Consider the following 15,761-nt stretch of genomic DNA (forward strand, 5'->3'; position numbering starts at 1 on the left):
TCCGCGACCACAGGCGGGCGGCATCGTCGGTGTGAGGTTCTAGAGTCGAGTCCGTGATCGAGGCAATCGAGATTCCTACCGCTGCGGGCACCTTCGATGCGCTGGCCTGCGGGGACGTCGGCGGGCGGGAAGTCATGCTGCTGCATGGGTTTCCGGAGTCGGCCATCGAGTGGGAGTTTCAGCTTCGCGCGCTCGGCGGCGGCGGATGCCACGTGGTCGCGCCTGATCAGCGCGGGTATTCGGCCGGGGTGCGGCCGACTCAGGTCGCCGACTATCGGCTCGAAGAGCTGGTCGGCGACGTCACCGCGATCGCGGACGCACTGGGTTGGCAGCGCTTCGATCTGGTCGGGCACGACTGGGGTGCCTACGTCGGGTGGGCGGCAGCGGCGGAACTGCCTGAGCGGATCCGCAGCTTCACCGCGGTGTCTTTCCCGCACCCCGCCGCATTCTTGCGGGCGATGACCGAGGACGAGGACCAGGCGCAGCGCTCGCAGTACTTCGCACTGCTACGCAAGCCGCGAGTCGCCGAGCGGGCACTGCTCATGGACGACGGCGCTGGGCTTCGGAAGATCTTCGAATGGAAGATCCCGGAGGAGCGCGTCGACGAGTACGTGCACCGGTTCAGCCAGCCGGACGCGCTGACCGCCGCGTTGAATTGGTATCGGGCGATGCACCTGTCCGGCCCGACCGCGCCGGTGACAGTGCCGACCCTCTACGTGTGGAGCACCGACGACACCACGGTCGGCTCCACCGCGGCGTTGGCCACCGAGAAATATGTGACCGGACCCTACCGATTCGAAATGGTCGAGGAAGTGTCGCACTGGATTCCGGAGCAGGCGCCGGAGGAGCTGACCCGCTTGATCATGCAACACCTGCTCGCGCACCGTTCTTGACGTGGTTGGGCGAACCGGATTCGTGCAGGCACCACATCATTAGACTGGGATTGCAAGCGCCACATTGCGTTCGGTGGGGAACGTAGTCCGCGAGGGGACTGTGATGTCGTACGAATGGCCGTTGGATCCCGAAGACCTGTTCGTCGAACGGTATCCGCAGATGTTACGCAGCGGCCTGACCACCACCGATGTCCGCGAGGTCCGCGCGGCGGTCGTCGAGATGTGGCCGGACGCCCCTGGCGGCTGGGTCTACGAATGGTCGAAGCTCGCCGCGCACTATGCGGCGGACGGACGGCATGATCGGGCCGCGGCGGCCTACGGGTGGGCGAAGTTTCCCTGTCTCGCCGACGAGGCCAAGCGTGAGGCCCTCGATCGCCAGCTGGCGCAATATCTGCTTGCGGCACCGGGTTTCGGCGTCGAGTTCGAGCGGCGGATCCTGCGGCTGCCGTATCGCGACGGCACGACCGCGGTGCCCGTGCACCTGTTCACACCGCCCGAACTGCCCGACACCGCACCGGTGCTGCTGGCCAGCGGCGGTGTTGACACCTGGAAGATGGACCTGCACAGCCTGTTCGTCTTCTTCGCCATGCAGACCGGAGTCCGGTTGCTGGCCTTCGATATTCCGGGCACCGGCGAGAGCGCCGTTGCGATGTGCGCCGACGAGGGCGGCCAGCTGGTGGACGGCCTGATCGAGGTGGCCCGAAAACTCGGCGGCGGCAAGGTCGCTCACCTCGGCATCTCGATGGGTGGCTACTACTCGGCCCGCTCGGGCCTGTCCGGTGCGGTCGACGCCGCCCTGGTCCTCGGCGGCCCGGTCGAGCGCGCGTTCACCGAGGACCACCGGTGGCGATACGGGATGTCCGGCATCATCGGCAATGCGCTCGGCTTCGACGCACCACCCACCGACGCCGCCCGCGCCGAAGCGCTGCACGGGTTCTCGCTGCGTCCGCTGCTGGACAAGGACGACAACGCGCCCATGCTCGTCATCAACGGGGCCGACGATGTCCATGTCCCGCAACACGACACGCTGGTCTTCTCGGGTCGCCGCAGTACGGAGGTCGCGCTGCTTCCCGGCACCGGCCATTGCGCGACCAGCGAATTGGCGCAGGTCGTGCCGCGGATGACCGGCTGGCTCAGCGCGACGCTTGCGTCATGAGTGCGCCGAGGTCACAGCATTCGATGATCTTGGTGACGATTCGATGACACGCCGATCCGTTCGGCGCACCGCTCCGAATGCGGAGCATGCCCACGAGTACACGCAACCTGCATGAGCTGCCAACGGAGATCGCCACCGTCATCCGTGCGGTTGTCGCGACCGGCGAAGACGCGGTCATCGCCGACGGCGGCACCGAGATCGCGGTGATCATGTCGATCGCCGACTACGAGCGACTGCACGAGTACGCCGATATGGCCGACGCCGCGCGGCCGGGCTACGTCGGCGAGAGCGAGGTCAAGGCGATGTCCATCGCGGAGATGCTCAATGTGCTCGGTGTCGACCCGACGGCGGTCCGCACGTTCCGAGACTGATCTATACCTGGAAGGTGGCGAAGGCCGACCACAGCAGTGGCGAGTGCTCGATGGTGCGTTCGGTGCGCCAGGCACTCAACTGCTTGCGTTGCCATTCGGCAAGGGCAGCAACCGGATCCGGCTGCTCGTGCGCCGCATCGATGGCGCAGATGGCCTGCTGCAGCGGGGTCGCCTCGGGTGGCGCGCCCGCGATGCGATGGAAGGCGAGGTCGGTCGGCAGCGGCCAGCGGCTGGCCGTCACCAGCTCGGCGCCGCCGCTGATCATGGCGGCGGTGAGGCCGAGCGCCTCGGTGAAGCGCAAGTCGCCGCCGCTTTCGCAGGCGATGAGCGCGACCCGGCTCGGGATCGGCCAAAGATCGTGCCCAGCAGTGGGTTCCACGGTCAGTGTGTGCGTGCCGAGCAGGAAGTCCTTGGCGGACAACGGGCGATGGGCGCGGGTCGGGGCGGCGAAGCCGAGTGTGTCGGCGGTGCAGGCCAGATGGAGTTCGGCCGCCTCGCTCTGCCCCGATTCCGGTGCCGCAGCCGTGACGTGGCCGACGTAGACGAGCCGGCTTGCGCCCGCGCGCAGTGCGGCGCTGAGCCACTCGCGGTCGACATCGGTCCGGCGGAAGACCTCCGTCGGATCGGCCACTGCGGGGCACAGCCTGTCGTGTGCCGCGTAGTCGGCGATGCGTTGGGCCAGTGGGGCATCCGCCGTCATCCGGCCGAGCACCGAGCCGAGCAACGAGTCGGCGCGGAAGCCGGGGATGCGCGGGTCGAGCACCGCGACGATCGGTGCGCCGTTGGCGTCGGCCCAGGTGCGCGCGGGACGCCCTGGCGCATGCGCGATGCTCGCCGGCGCCAGCAGGCTGACGTCGGCGATGTCGATCAACCGCACCTCGGGGCCTGGCGCGATGAGCTCCCACGGCACCTGGGCCACCCGCGGCGATGGTTGCAGCCGAAGGTGCGGGCGCACGCCACGCTGATACAGCTCGTACAGCTGGGCGGCCAGGGCCTGAGGGAGCAGGGCTCGGGAAAGAGCCTGGGCGACTAGGTATTCGGCGTCGTAGTCGGCGAATGCGCCGGTGGTCATGGCGCGTTCGACGCCGCCGGGTTCGGCCGGGTTCGGCAGGGCGGCGGCCAGTCGGTGCACGGCCTCGAGCACCGGTTCACCGGGCAGCATGGCGGCGCCGCGCGGTGCGGTGTCCCCGGTCCACCGCCAGGACATGTACACATCGCCCGCGTCGGCCATGCGCACCACGACGGTCGGTTGCTGTGCGGTCATCGGGTCAACACCAGCGGTCATACGGTCAGCACCAGATCGTCTCGGATCGCGCGGCCATACCGTTGTTCGGCCGCTTCTATGTAGGGAGCCAACGCGATTCGGCCCTCCGCCGCCAAGGCGAGGCGCGGTGGCGGGGAGACCGGCAGTCCGGCGCTCGCCGCGACCCCGGCCAGCGCCACACCCAACCGCACGGGGACGGCAGCTGGCGCGAGGGGTGCGTGGAGTGTGGTGGCACCCGGTTGGGTGGCGGGGTCGACCGGTGGCTCCGGTAGTTGGAACGGCAGCTGCGTGATGTGACCGCCTTCGGCCCGGTCGATGTTCACGGTGGTGCCCGCGCACTGTGTTTCGATCAGGTCGGCGAGCAGTAGTCCGTTGCCCGTCAAGTAGGCGAAGCGGAACGCCAATCGCATGGCAGGGTCGGCGATCTGGCGGTTCCATAGGTCGCGCTGGGTGCCGGTGGGCAGGGTGTAGCGCACGGCGTCGATGGCGAGCGCCGCCGGGACGGCGAGGCCGACCGCCGCGGTGAGCACCTCGATCGACGGCGTCTGTTCGGCCTCGATCGTTGCGTCGATCGCACCCTCCAACAACGTGGCATGCCAGTAATCGAGCTGGGCACAATGCATGCCGAGTCCATGTGCGGCGTAGATCTGGAACGCTTCGGCGAGCAACTGCTCGCACTCCTCGGGCCGTCCCGTTTTGAAGGCCACGGTCGACAACCGGATGCGCAGGTCGGCGGCGTCGAGCACCGCACCGGACGCGACGAAATACGCGAGACTGCGGCCGTAGAGGTCTGCGGCTTTGGCGAGATCGTCGCGACCCTCCGCAAGGAACGCCATGGTCTTGAGCCCGATTCCGGCGCGGTAGCCGAGCCCGGCCTGCTCGAAATACTGCTGACTGGCCTGCAACGGCGCCTCGGCCGCGTCGAGGCGGTCACTGCGGACGAACATGGTGGCCAGATTCTGCTGCGTCTCGGCGACGGCATTACGGTCGCCCGCCGAGTCGAACGCCGCGAGGGCCTGCTCGGCGAAGTCGATGCCGAGCTCGCGCCGCCCGGTCTCGAAATGCGTTGCGGCCAGGTTCATCAGCGGATGCCCGGCCAGGTGCGGTGCGAAACGTAAAGCCGCGTCGAGAGATTCGGTGGCCAGCTCGGCGGCGTAGGCCCACTGCTGCCGATGCATGGCGACGGCGGTCAACGACAGCAGGCACGCGACGCGCAGCACGCCCTGGTCAGTACTGTCTGCCAGCAATTCACGCGCCTGCTCCAACGCGGCCTGCGCCTCGTCGAGCTCGCCGAGGTGCTGTAACGCCTGCGACATGTTGACCAGCGCACTGGGCCGAAGTCGCGGCGCATCAGCAGGCATCTCCGCCAAAGCCTCCCGGTACAGGCCGAGTGCCTTGGTGTGCTCACCGAGTTCGTCGGCCATGCTCGCCGCATTGACCATCGCGCTCAGGCGCATAGTGCCGGTGAGAGTGCGGGCCGCATCTTCGAAGATGCGCAACGCCCCTGTCGTGTCGCCGCGGGAGTACGCATCGGCGCCCGCGGCGAGCAGGGCCGTGCCCTCGTCAGGTGTTTCGTCGTCAGCGGAGGTCATGGCGGAAATCCGAATCGAAGAGGTCCGCCGAGGCGGCGACACAGCGGGCCGGGACGTTGTCGGGCAACTCGTTGTCAGCGGATGTCATGTCAGAAGTCCGATTCCGAGTCGGCTGCCGCGATTTCGGCGAGCAGAGGGAGATCGGCCGTGCTGCCCGGCGCTTCGGCCGCACGGCGCAGCCGGGCCGCGGCCAGCTCGCGCACGCGGCGGCGCAGTTCCGCCTCGTCGGCGGCGCGCGGTGACTGAATCCCCGTGGAAGCGGCTGATTCTGCGTCATCGGCAACGGCGCTATCGGCATCAGGCGTCGCGATTTCCGTGGCAGCGAGGGGATCAGCGATGTCGACGGCGTTGCGACCGACGCCTGGCACCGAGACTTCGACGGACAGAGCTGATTCCGCGCCCTCGGGTGCGGCGACCGTCGCACGCCAGGTGTCGCCGTTCAGCTCCATGGTCGCCGTCACGGCACCGGTTGCCGTGTGGATCAGCGCGTGTGGATGCAGGTGCGGTGGTACCTCACCGCGCAATTGCGGTGCGGCGACCGCCCGCACCTGGACCGTCGTTGTGCCTGCGACGCGCAGCACGTCCCAGGACACCGCGCGTTCGGAGGCATCGAGCAGGCCGGGCGGGCAACGGCGCCAATCCCAGCCGCCGGTCCCTCTGGCCAGGACGAGTGCGCCCGGTGGTGGCGTGGTCGAAGGCCCTGCGGCGAGGGCATAGTCCTCGGCGCGGCCAAGGGCCTCAGGCGCGAGCTGTCTCTCGTCCACCCAGAGGGGCGCATCGGCACCGTCGATGAGCATCTCGCACTCTTCGGCCAGCGCGGCGATCTCGTCGAGGAGCAGCCGGTCGTCCAAGGGTGCGATGGCCTCGATGATCGAGGCGGGCCACCATCGGGACGCCCAGTGCGCGTAGCCGAGCCGCCACGCGTTCGCGACGAGCTCAGGAAGGGCTGGGGCGGCAGGGAATTCGCCGGTGCTGCCCTCGTCCACCGCGAGAGCGACCGCTTCGCCGAACACTGCCCAGATCCACTCCTGCGCCTGCTCGGCATCGTCGAGGACGGCGGCAGGCAGCCGCTGGTCGCCGAGCAGCCCCCAGGACAGGTGCCCGCCCAGCACTTCGAGCACCAGCGTATCGATCGCCGGTACCCCGTCGAGGACGGTCGGCGCGCCATCGGGTCCGATGACGACGAGGTCGTCGTCCAGCCGTCGGATGTGCACGATATCGAGCATCAACTCGCCCTCGATTCCGTCGAATCCGGCCCGGCGGCAAGGGCACTGGCGCTCAGCGCCTGCTTGACCCTGGTCCGGTGGTCGAGCATGACCGAACGGGCGACACCGTCGAGCAGATCCCACAGCTCGTTCGGATCGAACACACCGAGCTCGCGAACATCGCGGCCGTGCAGGCGAACCCACAGTCGCCGCAGGTACGGCCGCCACGGGGTGGACAGCTCGGCGGCGATGGCGGCCAACGGGCCCGCCGGCGCGGCGTCGGTGTCGATCCGCACCGCTAATCGCCGGGCTTGCAGCACATAGGCCTCACGTTGCCAGCGGCTGTTGATGATTCGATGCGCGGCGGTCTCCTCGGCCGCGTCCCCGTGCCGTCGCGCCTGCCCGGCGTCGACTCGATGCCGCCGGGTCGCGGTGCCGATCGGGGAAAGCCCTTGGGCAAGCGTGATGCCCGCTGTCGCCGTCACCCGCAGCGTCTCGTCCAGCAGTGCCAACGGCGCACAGCTCCGCGCGATCTCGGTGGTCACCAGCTCCGGAACGGGCGGCAGTTCGGCACGTTCGGTCGACGCCTGCAATGCCGTGAACACTCGCTCGTACACGGTGCGATCGAACGGAAGTCCCAGCGTTGCTGTCGAGGCCGACGCCCCGACCGCAGGCCGTGGCGGTGCCCGGTGCGCGGTGAGCCCGAGTTCGCCAGCGGAATACCCAGAGTCGCTGCGCCACAGTCGTATTCCGGCGTGGGTGCCCGCATGGGCGGACACCAGGCGATCCAGTGCCGCCTGTCCGTTGTCCCTGCGCTGTGCCAGTCGCGCGGTGGCGCAGGTGTCGAGGAGCGCGCGCAAGGCGGCCGTGTGGTCGGCGCCTGCCGGACCTTGCAGCGGTCGCCGCCCCCAGGCGACCTCGATCAGCCCGGCAAGTTCCGAAGTCCGTTCGGCGACATACTCCTTCAGCGCCTGGGTGGTCCGGCCCGCGGTGTACTCATGAATGTCACGCAGTGCCGCCTCGGCTACCGCCTTGTCCCGCAAGGGATCAGGTAACCCCGCCGTCGTCGCGAGTTCGAAACAGCGCTGGAAGTACAGATCCTGCGGATTGCCCTCGGTGATCCGCAACGTCCGTCGCACCTGCTTGAGCAGGGTGAACCAGGCCGCGGTCGCGCGCAGCACGTCGGCCGCCGCGTGCACCCGTGCCGCGAGCAGCACCGCACCGTCGGCCGTGAGGATCGGCCCCGCGCAGGCCGGATGCTGCACCGGCCGGATCACCAGCGGATCGAGCACGAGCTTCACCGTGCGGCGCAGCGGACCGCCGTGCGGGCCGCTGAGCGGTTCGACACCGTCGAGCTTGCGCCACACCTCGTCGAGCACCATGGCGCGCGGTCGTCGCATTCGACCAGGCTAACGGACTTTTCCCGAATCCGACCCGGCGAAAACCTGGGATCGGTAGGCCGCAGACCGTTCCTACCTTTCTCGTATCGGCCCACCCACTCCCGGGGGGAACGAACCGAGAAGGGCACCGGCCCTTCGCCGAAAGGAAGCATCATGAACACCAAGTCCGTCACCGCCGCCCTCGCCGCTGCCGCCGCCGCGACCGCGCTCTTCGTCACCGGCTGCAGCGACAACGCGAGCAGCACGCCGGCCAAGTCCTCGGCGGCGCCTGCCACGCAGGCGAAAACGACACCGTCGGGCGACTCGTCCGCCTCGGTCGACGGCAAGCAGCTCGCCGCGAAGTTCACCACCACCTGCGCGAAGCAGGCGGGGACGCTGGCACTCGCACTGACCGACACCGCCAACGGCACCTACGGCAACCTGTCCGTGAGCGCCACCATCACCGGCACCGACACCGTCCAGGCGGTGGGCATCGCGGGCAGCAAGGGCGGCGACTCGGGTCAGCCCTACGCGCTCGGCTTCGGCAACGGAATGCCGGGCGGCTCGGCGAAGCTCACCAAGGACGGCAACACCTACAAGATCAGCGGCGAAGGCGTCGGCGCCCCCGACCTGACCAACCCGCTGGCAGGCCCGAAGACGTCGAAGTTCGACGTCACCTTCGCCTGCTCCTCCGTCGTCGGCGGCTGAGCTCACCCCTAGCACCCGAATTGTCCACGGCCCGCTCGAGTTCGAGCTCGAGCGGGCCGACAACACCGGCGCGCACGCCGAATAACCAAGGACCATCATGAAATCCCTCCGCTGGATCGCCGTCGCCATCGCCGCGCTCGCCATCGGTTACTACCTCCTGCACGGCCTGACCTACGTCCGCACCTCCGAGTACGAGCCCGCCGGAATGGGTTGGCTCGGTTGGCAGATGGCGTTGCCGATCATCGCCCTCACCCTTGTCCCGATGGTGTTCGCGTTCACCGGCGAAGGCATCATCGCCGCGTTCACCGGTCGCAACAGCGCCGCCTTCCGTAACGGCCTGATCGGGCTCGGCACCATCACCTCGTTCCGGCAGACCGGCTTGACGGTCAACGAACAACCGCAGGTGCGCATCGAGTTCCGCGTCGAGGGTGTGGACGGCAAGACCTTCGACGCCGCCGCGAAAATGATTGTGCCGCTGACGGAATTGGCGCTGCTGCAACCCGGCGTCGTGCTCCCGGTGCGTTATCTGCCCGACCGGACCGACAAGGTCGAGGTCGACCTGTCCGGCGACCCGGCGACGGCGCAGCAGGCGCTGAACGAGTCGCTGATCCGCAAGGGCATCACGACCAGGCACAAGCTCGACATCGCCGAGCGCGGCATCGCCACCCAGGCGGTGGTGCAGGCGCTGTCGGTCACCGGCACGATCCGGGACGGGCACTCCGAGGTCGCGCTCGGACTGGTCGTCACGCGCCCGGACGGTTCGACCTATCGCACCCAGGTCACGAAGTTCCTGGCGCCGAGCACCATCGGCCAGGTGCAGGTCGGCCGGATCCTGCGGGTGCACTATCTGCCGGGCAACGAAGACGAAGTGGTCATCGCTTTGCCGGTGAATGCCTGACAGGCAAGGCCGACCTCGGCCCGCATCGGGCGGAGGCCAGGCCGGAAGTCCACACCCCGAATGCCGCGTTGATTCGAGTCTCTCGAACAGCGCGGCATTTGTTTTGCTTGGAAATTGCTCGAATTGGTAAGCGTGCCCTAATTGGGCAACTGTTCACCTGATTGTCGTTTCCGGATTGTCCGAATCGTTTACCGTCCGGCTGTGAGCTTGCAGCCCCTCGCCCTCTTTGTGAAGCACGACGGTCAGTCGGCACGTGCCTCCTTGACCTGCGAATACAAATGCGCCAACGCGTGCTTCCACGAAGTCCCCAACACCTCGGCCGGTCAGTACTTCGGCGATATCGTCAGTTCCCTGAATCGGCGCGGACTGATCAAGGGTGGCGCGGCGGCCGTGCTTGCTGTCGGTGCGGGCAGTGTGCTCGCGGCGTGCGGCGACGATGTCGCGCAGACCGGGTCGTCGAGCCCGTCGCCGAGCGGCCCGCCCGGTACCGGCACCGGTTTCACGGCGGTCGCGCCGAACAAGGACGACGCCATCGTGATCCCGGACGGCTACGAGCAGTCCGTCGTGATCCGCTGGGGTGACCCGCTTTTCGCGGACGCACCCGCCTTCGATTTCGAGAAGCAGACCGCCGCCGCCCAGGCCAAGCAGTTCGGCTACAACAACGATTTTGCCGCGTTGCTGCCGATCGAGGGTCAGGCGAATGCCTTCCTGCTCGTGGTCAACCACGAATACACCACGGGCCCACAGATGTTCCGCGGCTACGACAAGGCCAACCCGACCGACGAGCAGCTCGAGATCACCAAGGCCGCGCACGGCATGGCGGTCGTCGAGGTGCGCGGCGAGTCCGGCACCGGCAAGCTGGTGCCCGCCTTCGGCAAGTACAACCGCAGGATCACCGCGACCACCGAGTTCAAGCTCACCGGCCCTGCCGCGGGCAGCGACTTCGTCAAGACCTCGGCCGATCCGAGCGGCACCAAGGTGCTCGGCACCTTCGCCAATTGCGCGGGCGGCGTGACCCCTTGGGGCACTGTGCTTTCCGGCGAAGAGAACTTCAACGGCTACTTCGCCAACGGTGACAAGGTGACCGAGGCCGCCGCGGCCGCGCGGATCAAGCGCTACGGCTTCACCGCCGGCAAGACCCCCAACCAGTGGGAGCGGACCGACAAGCGCTTCGACCTGGCGCAGGAACCCAACGAGGCCAACCGATTCGGCTACGTCGTCGAGGTCGACCCGTGGGACCCGACCTCGACCCCGATCAAGCACACCGCGATGGGCAGGCTCAAGCACGAAGGGGCCACCATCTACGTCACCAAGAACGGTGACGTCGTCTCCTACACCGGCGACGACGAAAAGTTCGACTACATGTACAAATTCGTGTCCTCGCGCAAGGTGCAGTCGGGCGGTGGCGCGTCGAGCATGCGGCACAACCTCACCATCCTGGACGCGGGCACGCTGTATGTCGCGAAGCTGACCGGCGACCATGCCGACAAGATCGACGGCACCGGCGCAACGCCGTCGGACAAGGGCTTCACCGGTAAGGGCCAATGGATTCCGCTGTTGGAGACCGGCGCCGACGGCAAGGGCAAGTCGCTGGTCGACGGCATGAGCGCGGAAGAGGTCGCGGTGTTCACCCGGCTGGCCGCGGACAAGGTCGGCGCAACCAAGATGGACCGCCCCGAGGATTTCGAGGCCAACCCGTACACCGGCAAGGTCTACGTGGCGCTGACCAACAACGACAACCGTGGCGCCGAGGGCAAGCAGGCCGCCGACGAGGCGAACCCGCGCAAGCTGAACAAGAACGGCCAGATCCTCGAGATCGACGACCAGCACACCGGCACCACGTTCACCTGGTCGCTGCTGCTGGTCTGCGGCGACCCGAAGGCGGCGGACACCTACTTCGCCGGCTACGACAAGACCAAGGTCAGCCCGATCTCCTGCCCGGACAACCTGGCGTTCGACCCCTACGGCAACCTGTGGATCTCCACCGACGGCAACGCGCTCAAGTCGAACGACGGCCTGTTCTCCGTGGTGCTCGACGGCGCGAATCGCGGTGAGACCAAACAGTTCCTGACGGTGCCGCGCGGCGCGGAGACCTGTGGCCCCGTGGTCACCGAATCGCGGGTCATGGTGTGCGTGCAGCATCCGGGCGAGGCCGATGACGCCACCCCGGACAACCCCCTGTCACACTGGCCGGACGGTGGCACCGCTCAGCCGCGGCCGTCGGTCGCGGTCGTGTGGAAGAAGAACGGCGGCCGGATCGGCGTTTAGCCGGCCAGCGCCACCACGCCACGAAACCGCCACTGTACCTGCAGGAGTGGCGGTTTCGTGGTTTCTACATGTTGGCGAAGCGCGCGAAATCGCCCTGGGCGCCGCTGTAGACGTTGAGGTCGGTCGGCCCGGGGATGCCGTCGATGCCGCCGCGGTCGGTGGTCTGCCAGAACGTCCAGGTCGGCCAGCCGCCGGGCACCTCGGGGTGCTCGTTGCCGCGGTAGTCGGCGATCCACAGTGGGTACCTGGTGAATTCGTTCGTGTCGGCCATCGCGGTCCGCCAGAAGTACGGATAGGTGTAGATGATCGGGACCCTGCCGGTCAGTGTTTGCACCGTATTCAAGTACCGGCGCGTCCAATCGATCAGCGCGGCAGGCGGTAGGCCACCCGTCGTCTCCAGATCGAGCACCGGAGGCAGGTCGAGTGCGCCGTTCTGGCCGAGCACCACCGTCGCGTACAGCATGGCCTGCGGTTCGGGTGGCAGGTTCGGCCTGGCGTAGTGATAGGTCCCGCGTGCCACCCCTGCGGCCCGCATGATCAGGCTGTCCGGCACGAAGTACGGGTTGAGATAGCTCACGCCCTCGGTGGCCTTCACCATCGCGAAGTCGTGGCCTGCGCGCTTGACCGCGAACCAGTCGATCAGTCTGCCGCCGCCGTGCTGCCAGGACGAGACATCCGGGCCGGTCGGCGCGGCCGTCGCGGTGCCGGACAGTGTTGCCACCAGGATGCCCGATAGCGCGATCAACGACAGCGCAGTGCCGCGGCGACGAAAGGTCGAGCTCCAGCGAAGGTTGCCCATGGCGTTCGACGATAGCCATTTGATGTTGCTGTGGCCAGTGTTGCGCGAGTGCCGATTGCGCACTATTCGCTCAGCCGAGCCAATCCAGCACCGACGCGGCCGTCCACGACTGCTGCATGCTGCCGAGCGGTTCACCGGTGAACGGCTCGTAGTACTCGGCGAAGCTGCCGTCACTGGCCTGGCGCAGACCCTCGGCCCGAAGCATGAACGAGCGCTCCGCCCAGCCGCGCCTGGCGAACACCCAGGAGAACAGCCAGCTCATCACCGGCCACACCGGCCCACGCCAATACTCGCGGGAGCGGAAGTCCCGCGACACCGGCGACGTCGACGGCGGCAACGCATAACGCAGATCCGGATGCCCGCAGAAGCGCGGGCCCTCGAACGTGCGCAGCAGGCTGCGCTCGGTATCGCGCGGCAACCCACCGCACAGCAGCGGCGCGAACATCGACAGCGTCTCGGTACCGATCCAGCGCTGCAGCCGCACATCGAAGTCCCGTGCCGCGCCGGTGCGGGCGTCCGTCGTCGCGATGACACCCGCACGGAAGCGGTCGGCCCACGTGTACAGGTCGCGCACGTCGGCGTGCGGCTGCTTGTACTCCTCGCCGATATGCGCGAGCACCTCGCAGGCGAGCGCGAAGATCCCGGTGACGAACACGTCCTCCACAGCGAAGCTCATCGTCGAGGCGAGCAGATAGTCGTCGTAGCCCGCGCGGCGCATCTGCTCGACCAGCCACAGATACCGGTCGTACTCGCGGTCGCTCGGCCGCTGGGTGCGATCGGCGACCACGAGCACGTCCTCGCGGTGGTACGGCGGCAGGTCGCCGGGAATCACGTTGTCGTAGGCGCGATCCCACCGCGGCGAGTTGTCCATGCCCGATTCCCAGCCGTGATACAGCGTGATCCGGCCGGTCTCCTTCGGGTCCCGTGCGTGCGCCAGCCAGCGGTGCCAGCGCACCAGGTCCGGCCAGCGGCGGTTCAGGAATTCCTCGGCGACCGCGCGGGTGCTGCGGCCGTGCCGCCGGGAGTGGTCGAGGATGCGCTGCACCGCGATGGCGTGCACCGGCGGCTGGGTGATCCCCGAGGTGTCCGGGCCGTCCGGCGCGTTGACCGCCAGCTTGCGGCATTCCCAGCGCGCCGGGCCGGGAAAGTAGCCGTCGACGCCGTTGGCGAAGACGATGTGCGGGATCATCCCGTTCTTCCACTGCGCCGACAACAACGTATCGAGCTCGATCACGGCCCGCTCCACGCTCAGCGGGGCGAGTCCGACCGCGACGAACGCGGCGTCCCAGCTCCACATGTGCGGATACAGCCGCGGCGCCGCGCTGGTCATGGTGCCCAGATCGTTGCCACGCAGCAGGTAGGCGGCACGGGCCGCGAGCTGTGTCGGTGTGAAACCCGGGTGCGCCATCCCCCTATTCTGCGACGCCACCCGCAGGTACGCCCGCTCGGCGGTGGCCTGCCCGGCCTCGGTATGCACGCTCGAATGCCCCGTCCGTAATTCAACGCTCGAGATTTTTCCGTAGATGTCTGCAGCATCGTTCATTTTTCGCGGGCCATTACGGTGGTCGCATGACCAATGCCGTGACCAGCCATCCGCAGCCGACCGCGCTGATCACCGGGGCCAGCCGCGGGCTCGGTGCCGCCATCGCCCGTGAGCTCGCGCCGACCCACGATCTGCTGCTCGGTGCCAGGTCCGTCGATGCGCTGCGCGACATCATGAAGGAACTGCCCGACGCGACCGGCTGGCCGGTCGACCTCACCGACTATCCGGCGGTGGCGGACGCGACCGCGCCGATCCAGCGACTGGACGTGCTTGTGCACAGTGCCGGCGTCGCGGACCTGAACAGCATCGCCGAATCGACCGTCGACCAGTGGCGGAACACCTTGGAAGCCAACCTGATTGCGGTTGCCGAGCTGACCAGGCAGCTGCTTCCCGCGCTGCGCGCCGCCAACGGCCATGTGGTGCTGATCAATTCGGGGGCCGGGTTGCGCGCGAACGCGGGCTGGGCCTCCTACGCGGCGAGCAAGTTCGGGCTGCGTGCCTTCGGCGACGCGCTGCGGCTGGAGGAGCCGGCGCTGCGGGTGACCTCGATCCATCCCGGTCGCATCGACACCGACATGCAGCGCGAGATCATCGCCCACGAGGGGCGGGAATATCGGCCCGAGCAGTTCCTGCGGGCCGAGACCGTCGCCGGCGCGGTGCGCAATGCGGTCGAGACGCCGCGCGACGCGCATCCCACCGAAATCGTGCTGCGGCCCAACCCGAGTTAGTCCGTGCTGTTCAGCTCGCGGACAGATTCGATCGGTATCGTGCCGCTGTTTTGCATGGTCGTCGCACTGATCGACGGTGCGGCGACCTTCTAGAGTGGGGATTCGAAAACTGTGGACAGACGTCGAATGTTGTCGTTGCTCGCGGTCGGTACCGCAGCCGCATTGACGGGATGTGCGGCCGCCGAGGGTGATCCGCTCAACAGCGGGTCGGCGGGAAGCGGGCCGCTGGCACCCCCTGCGCCGCCTGCTCCGCGACTGTTGCCGCCGCCGCCCGGCGGACCGAAGACACCGATTCCCGCCGCGACCATCACCGCGCTGCCGGGGCCGGGCACCAGCATGGCCCTGACGGTGGACGACGGGGCAAGCCCGGAGGTGGTCGGCGCCTACATCAAGTTCGCCAGGGACACCGGCGCCCGGTTCACCTTCTTCGTCACCGCGCACTACGACTCGTGGACGATCCACCGGGACGCGTTGCGGCCCCTCGTCGATTCCGGTCAGATCCAGCTCGCCAACCACACCTGGGATCATCCCGACCTGACCAAGCTGTCCGCCGGTGCGGTGTCCGGACAGCTGGAGCGGGCGAAAACGTTCCTGCGCAACAACTTCGGTGTGGACGGCACCCCGTACTACCGGCCGCCGTTCGGCAGGCACAACGGCACCGTCGACCGGGTGGCTGCCGACCTCGGCTACACGGTGCCGACCATGTGGTACGGCTCGCTCTCGGACTCCGGTGTGATCACCGAGGAGTACCTGATCGAGTGCGCGCGCAGGTACTTTCACCCGCAGACCATCATCATCGGGCACGCCAACGCGCCCGCGGTGACGCACTGCTACGGCCAGCTCGTCGACATCATCAAAGAACGCAACCTCTCGATGGTCACGCTCAACGACGTGCTGCTGCCGCCGCGCTGACCGGCCGCACCCCGAACCCGCCGCACCCCTTCCGATTTCCCGCAC

At 68.1% G+C, this 15,761-nt stretch carries 14 protein-coding genes; 8 read left to right on the forward strand and 6 right to left on the reverse strand.

The annotated features are described in order from the left end of the window. The first annotated feature begins 53 nt into the window (after nucleotides 1-53). The 3 genes from NA11_RS09080 to NA11_RS09090 all read left to right on the forward strand — a co-directional run bounded on the left by NA11_RS09080 (nucleotide 54) and on the right by NA11_RS09090 (nucleotide 2,420). Nucleotides 54-893, forward strand: a complete 840-nt coding sequence (locus NA11_RS09080) for an alpha/beta fold hydrolase (RefSeq protein WP_069161358.1) — start codon at nucleotides 54-56, stop codon at nucleotides 891-893. A gap of 103 nt (nucleotides 894-996) precedes the next feature. After that, entirely contained in the window at nucleotides 997-2,049 is a 1,053-nt protein-coding gene (locus NA11_RS09085; RefSeq protein ID WP_069161359.1) for an alpha/beta hydrolase, read from the forward strand. An 86-nt stretch (nucleotides 2,050-2,135) separates the two neighbouring features. Next, nucleotides 2,136-2,420: a type II toxin-antitoxin system Phd/YefM family antitoxin gene (locus tag NA11_RS09090; protein ID WP_167837607.1), complete on the forward strand. Its 285-nt coding sequence runs from the start codon at nucleotides 2,136-2,138 to the stop codon at nucleotides 2,418-2,420. Nucleotide 2,421: 1 nt separating this feature from the next. On the opposite strand, the gene NA11_RS09095 is transcribed toward NA11_RS09090, so the two are convergent. The 4 genes from NA11_RS09095 to NA11_RS09110 form a co-directional block, all read right to left on the reverse strand. Beyond that, nucleotides 2,422-3,705, reverse strand: a complete 1,284-nt coding sequence (locus tag NA11_RS09095; protein WP_245745792.1) for a CHAT domain-containing protein — start codon at nucleotides 3,703-3,705, stop codon at nucleotides 2,422-2,424. Beyond that, the gene (locus NA11_RS09100; protein ID WP_069161361.1) at nucleotides 3,702-5,276 is read right to left on the reverse strand and encodes a tetratricopeptide repeat protein; all 1,575 of its coding nucleotides are present in this window, start codon (nucleotides 5,274-5,276) and stop codon (nucleotides 3,702-3,704) included. The genes NA11_RS09095 and NA11_RS09100 overlap by 4 nt, the downstream gene beginning before the upstream one ends. Nucleotides 5,277-5,365: 89 nt before the next feature. Next, the gene (locus NA11_RS09105; RefSeq protein ID WP_069161362.1) at nucleotides 5,366-6,502 is read right to left on the reverse strand and encodes a hypothetical protein; all 1,137 of its coding nucleotides are present in this window, start codon (nucleotides 6,500-6,502) and stop codon (nucleotides 5,366-5,368) included. After that, the gene (locus NA11_RS09110; protein ID WP_069161363.1) at nucleotides 6,502-7,863 is read right to left on the reverse strand and encodes a hypothetical protein; all 1,362 of its coding nucleotides are present in this window, start codon (nucleotides 7,861-7,863) and stop codon (nucleotides 6,502-6,504) included. Before NA11_RS09110 ends, NA11_RS09105 begins: the two co-directional genes overlap by 1 nt. A 171-nt stretch (nucleotides 7,864-8,034) precedes the next feature. Between NA11_RS09110 and NA11_RS09115 the strand changes: the two genes are divergently transcribed. The 3 genes from NA11_RS09115 (at nucleotide 8,035) to NA11_RS09125 (ending at nucleotide 11,734) form a co-directional block, all read left to right on the forward strand. Then, entirely contained in the window at nucleotides 8,035-8,568 is a 534-nt protein-coding gene (locus tag NA11_RS09115) for a lipoprotein LpqH (protein ID WP_069161364.1), read from the forward strand. A gap of 94 nt (nucleotides 8,569-8,662) precedes the next feature. Next, a complete protein-coding gene (locus tag NA11_RS09120) occupies nucleotides 8,663-9,466 on the forward strand; it encodes a hypothetical protein (protein ID WP_069161365.1) in 804 nt (267 codons plus the stop codon). A gap of 201 nt (nucleotides 9,467-9,667) precedes the next feature. Continuing rightward, entirely contained in the window at nucleotides 9,668-11,734 is a 2,067-nt protein-coding gene (locus NA11_RS09125) for a PhoX family protein (protein WP_069161366.1), read from the forward strand. Between the two features lie 64 nt (nucleotides 11,735-11,798). Here the strand turns inward: NA11_RS09125 and NA11_RS09130 are convergent, their stop codons facing one another. Next, complete coding sequence (locus NA11_RS09130; RefSeq protein ID WP_069161422.1) at nucleotides 11,799-12,533, reverse strand: glycoside hydrolase family 25 protein; 735 nt, start codon at nucleotides 12,531-12,533, stop codon at nucleotides 11,799-11,801. 70 nt (nucleotides 12,534-12,603) lie between these two features. Beyond that, on the reverse strand, nucleotides 12,604-13,941 hold the full coding sequence (ggh, locus tag NA11_RS09135) for a glucosylglycerate hydrolase (RefSeq protein ID WP_069161421.1): 1,338 nt from the start codon (nucleotides 13,939-13,941) through the stop codon (nucleotides 12,604-12,606). 161 nt (nucleotides 13,942-14,102) lie between these two features. Here ggh and NA11_RS09140 point away from each other — a divergent pair, with 161 nt between their 5' ends. Both NA11_RS09140 and NA11_RS09145 read left to right on the forward strand, forming a co-directional pair. Beyond that, nucleotides 14,103-14,804 (forward strand): SDR family oxidoreductase, encoded by a 702-nt coding sequence (locus tag NA11_RS09140; protein ID WP_069161367.1) that lies wholly within the window; start codon nucleotides 14,103-14,105, stop codon nucleotides 14,802-14,804. 126 nt (nucleotides 14,805-14,930) lie between these two features. Next, nucleotides 14,931-15,716: a polysaccharide deacetylase family protein gene (locus NA11_RS09145; protein ID WP_069161368.1), complete on the forward strand. Its 786-nt coding sequence runs from the start codon at nucleotides 14,931-14,933 to the stop codon at nucleotides 15,714-15,716. Nucleotides 15,717-15,761: the final 45 nt, after the last annotated feature.

Source organism: Nocardia altamirensis NBRC 108246 (assembly GCF_001612685.1).
Taxonomy (GTDB): Bacteria; Actinomycetota; Actinomycetes; order Mycobacteriales; family Mycobacteriaceae; genus Nocardia; species Nocardia altamirensis.

What these genes read in the sequence shown, in the direction of transcription:
- NA11_RS09085 (WP_069161359.1), top strand. Translation starts at nt 997, where the DNA reads ATGTCGTACGAATGGCCGTTGGATCCCGAAGACCTGTTCGTCGAACGG.
- NA11_RS09090 (WP_167837607.1), top strand. Translation starts at nt 2,136, where the DNA reads ATGCCCACGAGTACACGCAACCTGCATGAGCTGCCAACGGAGATCGCC.
- NA11_RS09095 (WP_245745792.1), bottom strand. Translation starts at nt 3,705, where the DNA reads ATGACCGCTGGTGTTGACCCGATGACCGCACAGCAACCGACCGTCGTG.
- NA11_RS09100 (WP_069161361.1), bottom strand. Translation starts at nt 5,276, where the DNA reads ATGACCTCCGCTGACGACGAAACACCTGACGAGGGCACGGCCCTGCTC.
- NA11_RS09105 (WP_069161362.1), bottom strand. Translation starts at nt 6,502, where the DNA reads ATGCTCGATATCGTGCACATCCGACGGCTGGACGACGACCTCGTCGTC.
- NA11_RS09110 (WP_069161363.1), bottom strand. Translation starts at nt 7,863, where the DNA reads ATGGTGCTCGACGAGGTGTGGCGCAAGCTCGACGGTGTCGAACCGCTC.
- NA11_RS09115 (WP_069161364.1), top strand. Translation starts at nt 8,035, where the DNA reads ATGAACACCAAGTCCGTCACCGCCGCCCTCGCCGCTGCCGCCGCCGCG.
- NA11_RS09130 (WP_069161422.1), bottom strand. Translation starts at nt 12,533, where the DNA reads ATGGGCAACCTTCGCTGGAGCTCGACCTTTCGTCGCCGCGGCACTGCG.
- ggh (WP_069161421.1), bottom strand. Translation starts at nt 13,941, where the DNA reads ATGGCGCACCCGGGTTTCACACCGACACAGCTCGCGGCCCGTGCCGCC.
- NA11_RS09140 (WP_069161367.1), top strand. Translation starts at nt 14,103, where the DNA reads ATGACCAATGCCGTGACCAGCCATCCGCAGCCGACCGCGCTGATCACC.
- NA11_RS09145 (WP_069161368.1), top strand. Translation starts at nt 14,931, where the DNA reads ATGTTGTCGTTGCTCGCGGTCGGTACCGCAGCCGCATTGACGGGATGT.